The organism is Streptomyces chromofuscus (genome assembly GCF_015160875.1).
GTDB classification, from domain to species: Bacteria; Actinomycetota; Actinomycetes; order Streptomycetales; family Streptomycetaceae; genus Streptomyces; species Streptomyces chromofuscus.
This window is the reverse complement of record NZ_CP063374.1, coordinates 3,039,862-3,052,574: the sequence shown is the minus strand read 5'-3', so window position 1 is coordinate 3,052,574 and position 12,713 is coordinate 3,039,862. Positions and strand designations below refer to the sequence as shown.

The window sequence follows — 12,713 nt, the reverse complement described above, 5'->3', positions numbered from 1 at the left end:
GTCAAGATCGAATCTACTGTGTCGCGTTGTGCCGGCGTGGCCAGTTCGCCACCCGGCACATTGTCGACTTGGCAACTTGGCGTGAAGCATTCGATCACGAAGCGTTGCACCAGCGGGCCGCGCAGGGAAGTGCGCCTCGTGGCAGTGGCCAATCCACGTAGGGTGCGCGAGCCCTCTGAGGCCCTTTCCGTGCAGGTCGAACGGGGGTTGGGGGGTGTCAGGAGGCGCTGATGCACGCACATCAGAAGTTGGCTGAAAAGATACGGGTGCGTGCGCGGAAACCGGTCAGCCGACCGGTGTATGTCCGCCCGGGCGCCGCCCACCCCTGTGTGCCCCCGAACCGCTCCGCTGATGCCGGCCCCGGTGCGGAGCGCCCTCCGCGGCCCGCAGCCGGGCGGCGCCGCGCTCGGACCCGCGCAGCAGCGCCCGGCAGACCGCGGTGACGGCCGCGAGGCCGACGGCGGTGCCCGTGGCGCCCGCCAGGGAGCTGCCGCACCACAGCAGGATCACCGGGACGAGGAGGCAGCAGAAGGCGGCCCAGCGCACCACGTCGGTCACCGCGTCCGGACCGGACGCGGTCCCGGGACGCGTCTCGGGGTTCGGGCGGGGTGCGGGCATCGCGTGGCTCCCTGGGGTGGCGGTTCACGGTGATCAACGCCTGCCGGACCGGTCGGTCACTGCCGGGTCACGGGTGGGCCGGCGGCGCAAGTGAATCCTGTGCGAACCGCCTGTACGTGGCAGCAACCATTGCGTTACGGGCGCCCCCTCGTGCATGCTCCCTGGAACCCGCCGCCGACGTGAGCGGGATCTGGGCTAAGGAGGCGTGCCGCCGTACCCTTGGGGGTATGGGGTTGGGAAGATGATTCCCGGACACAGCTCCGCCGCACACTGTCGTCCCACCCGATCAAGGATCACAACGCCGAGACAGCCATGGCCGGTCACGAATTCTTCGAACCAGCGGACCGCAAGCGGCCGGTCGCCGACCCGACGGCGGCCGATCCCCGGGCGGCGGAAGAGCCACGCCACGCGTGCGACCCCGCCTTCAAGCACGGCGTCGTCGTCGGCTTCGACGGCTCGACCTCCAGTGAGCGTGCCCTGGCGTACGCGATCGGGATGGCCCAGCGTTCCGGCTCGGGCCTGATCATCGTCCATGTGGCCAACCGGCTGCCCACCACCGTGTGGGCCGGGTGCGAGCCGCCCGTTTTCGTCGACGTGCCGGACCACCGCACCGAGGTCCTCGGTCTGGAGCTGGCCTGCGCGGACTACCTGACCGAGGTGCCCTGGATCCTGGTCGAGCGCGGCGGCGACATCTGCCACGAACTCGAAGAGGTCGGGCGGGAGTACGAGGCGGACGCCATCGTCGTCGGCTCCACGCACGGCATCGTGGGGCGCATTTTCGGCTCGGTCGCGGGGCGCCTCGCCAAGCGCGCCAAGCGCCCGGTCGTTGTGATTCCGTAACTCCCCGTTGGCCCAGGTGAGATGCACCGTGGGCAGGGCCGACTCCCTTTGTGCGCAGACCGAATCTCCTCGCGCGTAGATGTGTTTGTGCCCTTGTGAAGGGCATATATCGGTCACCGCACAACTGCACAGGCATGAAGGGAGCCCGCCGTGGACAACGTCGTCTCTGCGGGAAGCACCACCACGATCGTCGGCCGACTCGCACTCGGTGTGACCCTGCTGGCCGTCGGCCTCGGGTACACCGGGCTCATCGACGGAGTGACGGCGGCGGACGCCGTGACACTGGCTCACTACGTAGGCGGCGTAGCGCTGTTCGTCGCCGGACTGCTCGCGTTCCGGGAGGGCGACGCCGGGACGGGGACCGCGTTCGCCGCGCTCGGCGCGCTCTGGTTCACGTGGGCGGTCTCGCCCGACGTCTCCGCCAACGCCGCGGGGCTGTTCCTGCTGCTGTTCGCCCTGGTCGTCCTCTCCCTCACGCTCGCCGGGGGCGACACGCTCGGGCAGGCCATGTACGGGCTGTTCTTCGTCGCCCTGCTGCTGCTCGCCATCGGGCAGTTCGCCGACAGCGGGGCCCTGGGCAAGGCGGGTGGCTGGTTCGCCGTCGCCTCCGGGGCGGTGGCCTGGTACACGGCGACCGCGGCGCTGGCGCACTGGCCGACGGCACTTCCGCGACGCGCCGCGGGCCGGGGGGTGACGGCCGCCGGTTAGCGGCGCGGGCCGGGGAGTTGGGCGGCTTCCCGGCACATGAGACGGACCCCCTGTGTCTGGTGGCGACACGTGGGGGTCCGTCCTCTTGTGGGGGCGGGGCCCTACTCCACCGTCACCGACTTGGCGAGGTTGCGGGGCTTGTCGATGTCCCGGCCGAGGGCCAGCGCCGTGTGGTAGGCGAGGAGTTGGAGCGGGATGCCCATCAGGATCGGGTCCAGCTCGTCCTCGTTCTTCGGCACCACGATCGTCTGGTCCGCCTTCTCCTGCTCCTGGTGCGCCACCGCGAGGATCTTGCCGCTGCGGGCCTTGATCTCCTCCATCGCGGCGCGGTTCTTCTCCAGCAGGTCGTCGTCGGGGACGATGGCGACGGTCGGCAGGGCGGGCTCGATCAGGGCCAGGGGGCCGTGCTTCAGCTCGGAGGCGGGGTAGGCCTCGGCGTGGATGTAGGAGACCTCCTTGAGCTTGAGGGAGGCCTCGCGGGCGACCGGGTAGCCGCGGACGCGTCCGATGAAGAGCATCGAGCGCGCGTCGGCGTACGCCTTGGCCAGCTCCTCGATCTCCTCCTCCTGCTTCATGATCTCCGCGATCTGCGTGGGCAGCTTGCGCAGGCCCTCGATGATCCGCTTGCCGTCGCGGACCGAGAGGTCGCGGGTGCGGCCGAGGTGCAGGGCGAGCAGCGCGAAGGCCACGCAGGTGTTGGTGAAGCACTTCGTGGAGACCACGCAGACCTCGGGGCCGGCGTGCACGTAGATGCCGCCGTCGGCCTCGCGGGCGATCGCCGAGCCGACGACGTTCACGATGCCCAGCACCCGGGCGCCCTTGCGCTTCAGCTCCTGCACGGCCGCGAGGACGTCGTAGGTCTCACCGGACTGGGAGACCGCGATGTACAGGGTGTCGGGGTCGACGACCGCGTTGCGGTAGCGGAACTCGGAGGCGGGCTCGGCGTCGGCGGGGATGCGGGCCAGTTCCTCGATCATCTGGGCGCCGATCTGGCCCGCGTGGTACGAGGTGCCGCAGCCGAGGATCTTCACGCGGCGGATCCGGCGCGCCTCGCGGGCGTCGAGGTTCAGGCCGCCCAGGTGCACGGTGGAGAAGCGGTCGTCGATCCGGCCGCGCAGGACGCGGTCCACGGCCTCGGCCTGCTCGTGGATCTCCTTGTGCATGTAGGTGTCGTGGACGCCCATGTCGTAGGAGGCGGCCTCCCACTCGACGGTGGTCGGCTCGGACGTGGTGCGGGTGCCCTCGGTGGTGTAGGTGCGGAAGTCGTCGGCCTTGAGGGTGGCCATCTCGCCGTCGTCGAGGGTGACGATCTGCCGGGTGTGGGTGACCAGCGCGGCGATGTCCGAGGCGACGAACATCTCCTTCTCGCCTACGCCGAGGACGACCGGGGAGCCGTTGCGGGCGACGACGATCCGGTCGGGGAAGTCGGCGTGCAGCACCGCGATGCCGTAGGTGCCCTCGATCTGGCGCAGCGTCTCGCGGACCTTGTCCTCCAGCTTCTCGGCCTGCGAGCGCGCGATCAGGTGGACGAGGACCTCGGTGTCGGTCTCGGAGAGGAACTCGACGCCGTCCGCCTCCAGTTTGCGGCGCAGGTCGGAGGCGTTGTCGATGATGCCGTTGTGGACTACGGCGACCTTGCCCTCGGCGTCGAGGTGCGGGTGGGCATTGACGTCGGACGGGGCGCCATGGGTGGCCCAGCGGGTGTGGGCGATGCCGGTGGTGCCCTTGAAGCGCGCCGGGACCTTGGCCTCGAGGTCACGCACCCGGCCCTTGGCCTTGACCGTCTTCAGGCCGGCGGCCTTGGGGGAGGTGACCACGATGCCGGCCGAGTCGTAGCCGCGGTACTCCAGGCGCTGCAGGCCTTCCAGGAGCAGCGGGGCGACGTCGCGCTTGCCGATGTATCCGACGATTCCGCACATATATATGTATTCCTCAGCCGTAGACGATGCGGCGCAGCTGCCTGAGCGTGAGCTCGGGTGGTGCCACCGCCCGGTAGGTCAGGTCCGCCGCGATCTGCTCGAAGATCGTCGCGTTCACCAGGCCCTGGGCCTGGAGCTCGCGGTGGCGGCGACGGACGAACTCCTCGGTCGTCTCGTCGAAGTAGGCGAGCACGTCCTGGATCACGCGCAGCGCCTCGCCCCGGTTGAGGGCCGTGGAGCGCGTCAGATGATCTACGAGTTCGTCGTGCACCCGGTAGATCCTGGGGTACCGGCGGCGCTTTCGCAACATCCCTGCCCGATTTCGGGCAGGGTATGCGGGGGTGCTTCGGAGTGGGTGCCGCTGTTCGAGAAGTACACCGTCGACCTGGTGATCAACGGGCACAACCGCGTCCACGAGCGCACCGACGTCATCAAGGCGGGGCAGGTCGCCAGCGGCTGCCGATCGGCGGCACGGCGTACCCGGAGACCGACGGCGTGGTGTACGTCACGGCGTGACCTCGTTCGTGTGCGTCGAGGGCGGGAAGCGGGACGAGACCGTGGAGTGGTCGCGGGTGCGCTGCCTCGACTACTCGTTCCTGCGCGTCGACGTGCACCCCGCGCCCAAGGGACGGCCGGCCACGCTGAAGGTGCGGGGGATCGCCGAGACGGGCGAGGAGGTCGACCACTTCACGGTGACCCGCCGGGCCACGTAGGCCCCGGGGCGCTACATCCGTTTCAGGATCGCCTGCTTGGCCAGGGTGAACTCCTCGTCGGTCAGTACGCCGGCGTGGTGCAGCTCGCCGAGCTCGCGCAGCCGCCGGAGCAGTGCGTCGTGGTCGTCCTCGCGCGCGGACGCGGCGGGCTCCGGCTCCCGCGCGGAGGTGCCCGGGAGGGACGCCTGCGGGGCGGAGGCGCCCAGGGTGGCGGCCTCCGGGGCGGCGGCCGGGCCGGGGGCCGCCGGGTGCGGGAGGCGGGCCTGGACGGCGGCGGCGACCAGGGCCATCAGCGGGTCCTTCCGGAACCCCCACAGCTCGACCGCGTTGGGGTCGTACTTCGGCGGGGCCTTGGTCGGGGCGTTGCGCACGGTGAAACGCAGATAGCCGTTCTCCAGGCCCGCCGCCGGATGCCACTCCACGGCCGCGATGTCGCCGACGGCCAGCGTGCGGGGGCCGGCGGAGGACTTGGCGTCCTCCGTCTTCCAGTTCCACTCCAGGCGGACCTGTTCGCCGTCGAAGCTCGCCGTGCCGTCCCCGGCGGCGGCCGACACCGGGACGGACGGGCCGGGCAGCAGGTACGCGGCGACCGGGCCGGGGGGTACCTGATCCAGCATCAGGGCGCGCCGCACCTCGTCCACGACGTACTCGGCGACGCCGTAGCGGTCGGGCTCGACGACGAGCTGGTAGGGGTCGTGGGGTTCGCCGAGCCGGCCGCCGGTCGCGTGCAGCAACGGGTCGGCGCCGTCGCGCAGCCTGAGCCTCAGCCGCCCCGACCTGCGACCCTGCTCGAACGAGATGCCCGCCAACGCCCGCAGCGGCACGACCAGTTCACCCAGAGCCTTGCGCAGCAGGCCGACGCTCTTGTCCCGTCCGGGAGTCAGCCGCAGGGCGTCGCCGTCGAAGACCCACGTGCCGTCCTTCTGGATGATTTCCGCCATGCGAGGGATTGTTCCACCGGTCTCGCGAGAGAGTGGTCCATACCTGTTGGAGCTCCAGGAAGGGACCGTTTGTGAGACAGCACCGCACACCGCACCACAGAACGCTTCGCCTTCTGGCTTCCCTGCTGCTCGTGACGTCGGTGGGCGCCTCCCTCACCGCGGCGGCGCCGGCAGCCCGGACCGACACCGCGACCCCGACCACGCTCGACGACGTGATACCGGCCCCCGCCTCCGTGCGGGCCGGCGGATCGCCGTACCGGATCACCGAGCGGACCCGCATCCGGGTCGACGACCTGGCCGCGGCCCGCCACGTCGGCGGCTATCTCGCGGACGTGCTGCGCCCGTCGACCGGCTACCGCCTGCCCGTCTCCACCCAGGGCGACGGAGGAATCCGGCTGCGGCTCGCCAAGGGCCCGTACGGCGCGGAGGGCTACCGCCTCGACAGCCACCGCGGCGGCGTCACCATCACCGCCGCCCGCCCCGCCGGCCTCTTCCACGGCGTGCAGACCCTGCGCCAGCTCCTCCCGGCGTCCGTCGAGCGGGACTCCGTACAGCCCGGCCCCTGGCTGGTCGCGGGCGGCACCATCGAGGACATCCCGCGCTACGGATGGCGGGGCGCCATGCTCGACGTCTCCCGGCACTTCTTCACCGTCGGCGAGGTCAAGCGCTACATCGACCAGTTGGCGCTCTACAAGTTCAACAAGCTGCATCTGCACCTCAGCGACGACCAGGGCTGGCGCATCGCCGTCGACTCCTGGCCGCGCCTGGCGACGTACGGCGGCTCGACCGAGGTCGGCGGCGGCCCCGGCGGCCACTACACCAAGGCCGACTACCGGGAGATCGTCCGCTACGCGGCCTCCCGGCACCTGGAGGTCGTCCCCGAGATCGACATGCCCGGACACACCAACGCGGCCCTCGCCTCGTACGCCGAACTGAACTGCGACGGCGTCGCGCCCCCGCTCTACACCGGCACCGCGGTCGGCTTCAGCTCGCTGTGCGTGCCCAAGGAGATCACGTACGACTTCGTCGACGACGTGGTGCGGGAGATCGCGGCGCTCACCCCCGGGCGGTACCTGCACATCGGCGGTGACGAGGCGCACTCCACCAGCCACGCCGACTACGTGACGTTCATGGAGCGGGTGCAGCCGGTCGTCGCGAAGTACGGCAAGACGGTCGTCGGCTGGCACCAGCTGACCGGGGCGGCCCCGGCCGAGGGCGCGCTCGCGCAGTACTGGGGGCTGGACGGCACCAGTGCGGCGGAGAAGGAACAGGTGGCGGCGGCCGCGCGCAACGGCACCGGGCTGATCCTCTCACCGGCCGACCGGATCTATCTCGATATGAAGTACGACGCGAGCACCCCGCTGGGACTGTCCTGGGCCGGATACGTCGACGTCCGGCGGTCCTACGACTGGGACCCGGGCGCCTATCTGCCGGGCGCGCCGGCGTCGGCGGTCCGGGGTGTGGAGGCGCCGCTGTGGAGCGAGACCCTCGAGAACTCGGCCCACATCGAGTACATGGCGTTCCCTCGGCTGCCGGGGGTCGCGGAGTTGGGGTGGTCGCCGGCGTCCACGCACGAATGGGCGGACTATAGCGAGCGGCTTGCTGCGCAGGGGCCGCGGTGGGATGCGCTGGGGATCGGGTATTACCGGTCGCCGCAGGTGCCCTGGCCCGCGGAGTAGGGGTGGTGATTCGGCCGCGGGTCCGGTGGGGGCTGGTCGCGCCCACGCGGCGGAGCCGCATATCGACAACAGCCCCACGCCCCTCGGGTGCGCCGGTCCACCCGGCGTGACATGACGACGGGCACCCCGGAGGACCGTACTCCGGGGTGCCCGTCCGTTCCGTGTCAGAACCCGGCGATCGGGTTCTTCAGGGTGCCGATCAGCTGGAGCGCGCCCGCCGGGTCGGCCAGATCCACCATCTGCTGGTTGTTGCGCAGCTGGAGCCGGTTCAGGCAGGACAGCGCGAACTCGGGCGCGAACATGTCGTACTGCCGGAACTTGTCGGCGAGTTCGGGCATCGACTCCTGGTACTCACGGGTGACGTCCGCGACGGTCCGCCAGAAGTCGTCCTCCTCCAGGACCCCCTCGGTGGCGAGGTGCGCGGCGAGGAAGCGGAAGAAGCAGTCGAAGACGTCGGTGAAGATGGACAGGAGCTTGGTGTCCTCGGGAACGTCGACGCGCACCCGCTCCACCGTCGGCGGCAGCACCGCGTCCGGGTCCATGACCGCGATCTCCTCGGCGATGTCCTTGAAGACCGCGCGTTCGACGGCGCCGTCCTTCAGGACCAGGACGACGTTCTCGCCGTGCGGCATGAACACCAGGTCGTAGGCGTAGAAGCTGTGCAGCAGCGGGGTGTAGTAGGCCCGCAGGTAGCGGCGCAGCCACTCCTTCGGCGCCAGACCCGACCGCTCGATCAGCGCCGCCGCGAAACCCCGGCCCTCGTGGTCGACGTGCAGCAGCGACGCCATCGTGGCGAGCGACTCGCCCTCCCGGAGCGAGGCCACCGGGCTCTCCCGCCACAGCGCGGCCAGCATCTTGCGGTACGGCGAGTAGCGGTCCGTCGCCCGCTCGTACTCCAGGTGCCGGTAACCGACCGCCGCGCGCTCACGGATGATCGTCAGGCCCGTCGCCTTCAGCACCGGGTCGTTCTCGATCAGCTGGGCGAGCCAGTCGTTGATCGCCGGGGTGGCCTCCATGTAGGCGGCCGACAGCCCGCGCATGAAGCCCATGTTGATGACGGACAGGGCCGTCTTCACGTAGTGCTTCTCGGGGTGGCTGGTGTTGAAGAAGGTGCGGATGGACTGCTGCGCCAGGTACTCGTCGTCGCCCTCGCCGAGGCAGACGAGGTGCTGCCGGGCGACCTCGGCGGCGAAGGTGACCGCGAGCTTGTTCCACCACTGCCAGGGGTGGACCGGGATGAAGAGGTAGTCGGCGGGGTCGAGGCCCAGGTCCGTGAGCCGCTCGCGGAACCGCTCGACCGTCTCCGCGCCGAGCTCGTCCCTCAGGAACGACTCGTACTCGATGCCGACCCCCGCCGTGAAGGCGGCGCGCGAGCGGTGCGCGGCCAGCCACACCAGCCGGACCGGGCTCGCGGTCTCCGGCGCGTACGACAGGTACTCGTGGATCCCGAAGCCGAGCCGGCCGTTGTTGGCGACGAAGCAGGGGTGACCCTCGGTCATACCGGTCTCGATGGCCTGGAAACCGCTCGTCAGCAGCTCGGCGACCGGGACCTGCGGCTTGGTCAGCTTGTAGCAGGTGCCGGAGAGCGTGGAGGAGATCTCCTCCAGGTACACCGGGAGGATCTCGTCGCTCAGGTCGAGCGCCTGCCTGAGCTCGATGAAGAAGTCCAGCGCCGCCAGCGGCAGTTCGCCGCCGTCGCGGTGCCGGGTGATGGAGTCGGCGTCGATCTGCCAGTGGTCGAGGGCCCGGGTCACGGCCGTGAAGGTGTACCGGGTCAGGCCGTCGTCGCTGCGGACGACGTACTGATCGCCGTCCTTCTCGGGCGTGACCAGCCGTTCGTGGGCGAACTCGGCCAGTGCCTTGCGGATCAGGAGGCGGTTGGCCCGCGCCCATCGGTGGGGGGAGAGATGCGCCACGGCGTCGGACAGGCTCATGCGGTTGCTCCTCGGGCGGCCAGGAACTGTGCGCGCGTGCAGAAGCTCAGCAGCGCGCGCTTCTCCGGCTTGTCGATCTCACGTACGGGGACGAAGCCGACGGCCTCGTTGAGCGCGTGCACCGCCTTGTTGCCCACGTCGGGCTCCACCACGACCCGCCGGGTCTGCGGGTCGGCGAACAGCTCGTCCATCACGGCGGTGATCACGGCTTTGGTGAAGCCGTGGATCGGCCGGTCGGTCGGCGCGACCAGGAAGTGCATGCCGACGTCACCGGGCTCGGGGTCGTACAGGCCCACCAGTTCCACGTACCGGGGGTCGTACTTCTCCATGAGGAAGGCCGGTTCGCCGCCGTGCAGGCCGAGGTAGGCGTGGTGGTGCTCGTCGGCCGCGATCCGCATGTACTCGCGCTCGACGTCCTGGAGCCTGGCGTCCTGCATCATCCAGAAGGCCGCCTTGGGGTGGGTCACCCAGCCGTGCAGCAGCTCGGCGTCCTGCAGGGGCTCGAGGGGGCGGATCGTGAACGTACCGATGCTCATACGGCGAACTCCTGGAAGGCGATGGACTTCTCGACCGGGTAGTACTCGCCGCCGAGCAGCTCACGGATGATGTACGAGTTCCGGTACGCGCCCATGCCCAGGTCGGGCGAGGTGATGCTGTGGGTGTGGACGCCGGCGTTCTGGAGGAAGACGCCTCTGCCGGTGACGTCGACGGAGTAGTTGCGGGCGACGTCGAAGTTGCCCTGGGAGTCGTAGCGCAGGCGGTCGCGGACCGGCTTCAGGAACTCGGGCTCGACGTACTTGTAGCCGGTGGCGAGCACCAGCCCCTGGGAGCTGAGCTCGAAGTCCTTCTCCTGCTCCTCCTGGCGGAAGCCCAGCGTGTACGTGCCGTTCTCGTACCGCGCGCTGGTGAGCGCCGAGTTGGTGAGCAGCCGGGTGGGGACCGGCCCGCCGAGGTTCTTCTGGTAGAGCAGGTCGAATATCTCGTTGATGAGGTCCCCGTCGATGCCCTTGAACAGGCCTTTCTGCTCCGCGGTGAGGCGGTAGCGGGTGGCCTCCGGCAGCTCCCGGTAGTAGTCGACGTACTCCGGGGAGGTCATCTCCAGCGTGAGCTTGGTGTACTCCAGCGGGAAGAACCGCGGCGAGCGCGTCACCCAGTTCAGCTGGTAGCCGTGCACGTCGATCTCGCCGAGCAGGTCGTAGTAGATCTCGGCGGCCGACTGGCCGCTGCCGACCAGCGTGATCGACTCCTTGCGCTGCAGCTCCGCCTTGTGGTGGACGTAGCGCGAGTTGTGCAGGAAGTCGCCGCCGAGGCCGCGGCAGGCGTCCGGCACGTAGGGCGGGGTGCCGGTGCCGAGGACCAGGTGCCGGCCGCGGAAGACGTCTCCGGCCTCGGTGCGCACGACGTACAGCTCGTCCTCGTACGTCACCTCGGTGACGGTCGTGCCGAAGCGGACGCTGCTCAGGTTGCTCGCGGCCCAGCGGCAGTAGTCGTCGTACTCGACCCGCAGCGGGTAGAAGTTCTCGCGGATGTAGAACGAGTACAGCCGGCCCTTCTCCTTCAGATAGTTGAGGAAGGAGTACGGCGAGGTCGGGTCGGCGAGCGTGACCAGGTCCGACATGAACGGCGTCTGGAGGTGGGCGCCGTCCAGGAACATGCCCGCGTGCCACTCGAAGTCCGGCTTGGACTCCAGGAAGACGCCGTCGAGTTCGGCGATGGGCTCGGTCAGGCAGGCCAGGCCGAGGTTGAAGGGGCCGAGCCCGATCCCCACGAAGTCGTAGGTCGTGTTCGTGGTGTCAGGAAGCGCGGTCAAGGGATTCTCCCAGGTACTGCTCGGCATGGCCGGCGATCAGGTCGAGGACGGCGGCGATGTCGGACGCCTTGGTCTCGGGGTTGAGCAGGGTGAACTTCAGGTAGTGGCGGCCGCCCACCTTGGTGCCCGCGACGACGGCCTCGCCGGAGGCGAACAGGGCCTTGCGGGCATGGAGGTTGGCGCCGTCGATCTCCGCCGGGTCGGTGACGGCCGCCGGGATGTAGCGGAAGACCAGGGTGGACAGGGCGGGCTCGACCACGACGTCGTAGCGCGGGTCGGCGGCGAGCAGTTCCCAGCCCTCCTGGGCCAGGTCGCACACCTCGTCGAAGAGCTGTCCGATGCCGTCGGCGCCCATGACGCGCAGGGTCATCCAGAGCTTCAGGGCGTCGAAGCGGCGGGTGGTCTGGAGGGACTTGTCCACCTGGTTGGGAATACGTTCCTGCACCATACGGCGGGGGTTGAGGTACTCCGCGTGGTAGGTGGCGTGGCGCAGGGTGGAGGCGTCGCGCACCAGCACGGCCGACGAACTGACCGGCTGGAAGAAGGACTTGTGGTAGTCGACGGTGACCGAGTCGGCACGCTCGATGCCGTTCAGCAGGGCCCGGCGCCTCGGCGAGGCGAGCAGTCCGCAGCCGTAGGCGGCGTCGACGTGCATCCAGGTGTCGTGCCGGCCGCACAGCTCGGCGATCTCGGGCAGCGGGTCGATGGAGCCGAAGTCGGTGCTGCCGGCCGTGGCGACCACGGCCATGGGAATCAGGCCGTCCTGCGCGCAGCGCTCCAGCTCGCGGGCGAGCGCGACCGTCTGCATGCGCTTGTCGTGGTCGACGGGGACGGACACGACGGCGTCCTGTCCGAGGCCGAGCAGTTTCGCCGACTTCTTCACACTGAAGTGGCTGACCTCGGAGGCGAAGATGCGCAGTGTGGCGAGGTCCTCGCTCTTGGCCTCCTCGCGGGCGAGCAGCAGCGCCTGGAGGTTGGACTGGGTGCCGCCGGAGGTGAACACGCCGTCGGCCGCGGGGCCGAGGCCGATGCGCCGGGCGGTCCAGTCGATGAGCTTGCGTTCGATCAGGGTGCCGCCGGCCGACTGGTCCCAGGTGTCGAGGGAGGAGTTGACGGCGGAGAGGATCGCCTCGCCGAGCACGGCGGGGATGACGACCGGGCAGTTGAGGTGGGCGAGGTAGCGGGGGTGGTGGAAGTAGATCGCGTCCCGGAGGTAGACGTCCTCCAGCTCGTCCAGGACGGCGGCGGTGTCGTGCAACGGCTGGTCGAGGTCGATCCGCTCGATACGGGGGGCCAGGGCATCGACGGTGACGCCCGTGAACGGACGGTCGGTGGTGGCGAGTTTCGCCGCCACCCGCTCTACTCCATCGGTCACGGAGCGGCGGTAGTGCTCCGCTGTCGTGTCATTGAGCAGGTGCGAGCGCATGTGGGGGTCCTCCGGTGGGGACGGTCCGTTGCGGGACGGTGAAGGCCGCGTCTTTATTAGGTTAGCCTAACCTAAGTAACTGGGTGAAGTGCGACTCGATCCGTGACAGCCGTCACTGTGAACGG

Annotated in this window: 11 protein-coding genes and 1 pseudogene; 4 read left to right on the top strand and 8 right to left on the bottom strand. The window is 69.9% G+C overall.

Annotated features, from left to right (window positions below):
- Positions 1–285: 285 nt before the first annotated feature.
- The gene (locus tag IPT68_RS13660; protein ID WP_189699039.1) at positions 286–618 is read right to left on the bottom strand and encodes a hypothetical protein; all 333 of its coding nucleotides are present in this window, start codon (positions 616–618) and stop codon (positions 286–288) included.
- A 312-nt stretch (positions 619–930) separates the two neighbouring features.
- Between IPT68_RS13660 and IPT68_RS13655 the strand changes: the two genes are divergently transcribed.
- Both IPT68_RS13655 and IPT68_RS13650 read left to right on the top strand, forming a co-directional pair.
- A complete protein-coding gene (locus tag IPT68_RS13655; RefSeq protein WP_189699038.1) occupies positions 931–1,458 on the top strand; it encodes a universal stress protein in 528 nt (175 codons plus the stop codon).
- A 150-nt stretch (positions 1,459–1,608) separates the two neighbouring features.
- Positions 1,609–2,166, top strand: coding sequence for a GPR1/FUN34/YaaH family transporter (locus IPT68_RS13650; protein WP_189699037.1), 558 nt, complete (start codon positions 1,609–1,611; stop codon positions 2,164–2,166).
- 101 nt (positions 2,167–2,267) lie between these two features.
- On the opposite strand, the gene glmS is transcribed toward IPT68_RS13650, so the two are convergent.
- Both glmS and IPT68_RS13640 read right to left on the bottom strand, forming a co-directional pair.
- The gene (gene glmS / locus IPT68_RS13645; protein WP_189699036.1) at positions 2,268–4,085 is read right to left on the bottom strand and encodes a glutamine--fructose-6-phosphate transaminase (isomerizing); all 1,818 of its coding nucleotides are present in this window, start codon (positions 4,083–4,085) and stop codon (positions 2,268–2,270) included.
- 13 nt (positions 4,086–4,098) lie between these two features.
- A complete protein-coding gene (locus IPT68_RS13640) occupies positions 4,099–4,356 on the bottom strand; it encodes a hypothetical protein (protein WP_189699035.1) in 258 nt (85 codons plus the stop codon).
- 66 nt (positions 4,357–4,422) lie between these two features.
- On the opposite strand from IPT68_RS13640, the pseudogene IPT68_RS13635 reads away from it, so the two are divergent.
- Positions 4,423–4,798, top strand: a pseudogene (locus tag IPT68_RS13635) (phosphoesterase); the annotation flags it as partial.
- A gap of 11 nt (positions 4,799–4,809) precedes the next feature.
- Here IPT68_RS13635 and IPT68_RS13630 read toward each other — a convergent pair.
- Positions 4,810–5,739 (bottom strand): DUF4429 domain-containing protein, encoded by a 930-nt coding sequence (locus IPT68_RS13630; RefSeq protein WP_189699034.1) that lies wholly within the window; start codon positions 5,737–5,739, stop codon positions 4,810–4,812.
- 71 nt (positions 5,740–5,810) lie between these two features.
- Between IPT68_RS13630 and IPT68_RS13625 the strand changes: the two genes are divergently transcribed.
- Positions 5,811–7,418: a beta-N-acetylhexosaminidase gene (locus tag IPT68_RS13625; RefSeq protein WP_189699033.1), complete on the top strand. Its 1,608-nt coding sequence runs from the start codon at positions 5,811–5,813 to the stop codon at positions 7,416–7,418.
- Between the two features lie 164 nt (positions 7,419–7,582).
- Here the strand turns inward: IPT68_RS13625 and IPT68_RS13620 are convergent, their stop codons facing one another.
- The 4 genes from IPT68_RS13620 to desA are packed head-to-tail and all read right to left on the bottom strand — an operon-like array spanning position 7,583 to position 12,588.
- A complete protein-coding gene (locus IPT68_RS13620) occupies positions 7,583–9,352 on the bottom strand; it encodes an IucA/IucC family protein (RefSeq protein WP_189699032.1) in 1,770 nt (589 codons plus the stop codon).
- A complete protein-coding gene (locus IPT68_RS13615) occupies positions 9,349–9,888 on the bottom strand; it encodes a GNAT family N-acetyltransferase (protein WP_189699031.1) in 540 nt (179 codons plus the stop codon). The genes IPT68_RS13620 and IPT68_RS13615 overlap by 4 nt, the downstream gene beginning before the upstream one ends.
- A complete protein-coding gene (locus IPT68_RS13610) occupies positions 9,885–11,189 on the bottom strand; it encodes a lysine N(6)-hydroxylase/L-ornithine N(5)-oxygenase family protein (RefSeq protein WP_373300619.1) in 1,305 nt (434 codons plus the stop codon). The genes IPT68_RS13615 and IPT68_RS13610 overlap by 4 nt, the downstream gene beginning before the upstream one ends.
- Positions 11,146–12,588, bottom strand: a complete 1,443-nt coding sequence (gene desA / locus IPT68_RS13605; RefSeq protein WP_189699029.1) for a lysine decarboxylase DesA — start codon at positions 12,586–12,588, stop codon at positions 11,146–11,148. The genes IPT68_RS13610 and desA overlap by 44 nt, the downstream gene beginning before the upstream one ends.
- Positions 12,589–12,713 lie beyond the last annotated feature (125 nt).

Excerpts from the sequence above, each read along its gene's own strand:
- IPT68_RS13660 (WP_189699039.1), bottom strand. The coding sequence starts at position 618 with ATGCCCGCACCCCGCCCGAACCCCGAGACGCGTCCCGGGACCGCGTCC.
- IPT68_RS13655 (WP_189699038.1), top strand. The coding sequence starts at position 931 with ATGGCCGGTCACGAATTCTTCGAACCAGCGGACCGCAAGCGGCCGGTC.
- glmS (WP_189699036.1), bottom strand. The coding sequence starts at position 4,085 with ATGTGCGGAATCGTCGGATACATCGGCAAGCGCGACGTCGCCCCGCTG.
- IPT68_RS13630 (WP_189699034.1), bottom strand. The coding sequence starts at position 5,739 with ATGGCGGAAATCATCCAGAAGGACGGCACGTGGGTCTTCGACGGCGAC.
- IPT68_RS13620 (WP_189699032.1), bottom strand. The coding sequence starts at position 9,352 with ATGAGCCTGTCCGACGCCGTGGCGCATCTCTCCCCCCACCGATGGGCG.
- IPT68_RS13615 (WP_189699031.1), bottom strand. The coding sequence starts at position 9,888 with ATGAGCATCGGTACGTTCACGATCCGCCCCCTCGAGCCCCTGCAGGAC.
- IPT68_RS13610 (WP_373300619.1), bottom strand. The coding sequence starts at position 11,189 with ATGCCGAGCAGTACCTGGGAGAATCCCTTGACCGCGCTTCCTGACACC.
- desA (WP_189699029.1), bottom strand. The coding sequence starts at position 12,588 with ATGCGCTCGCACCTGCTCAATGACACGACAGCGGAGCACTACCGCCGC.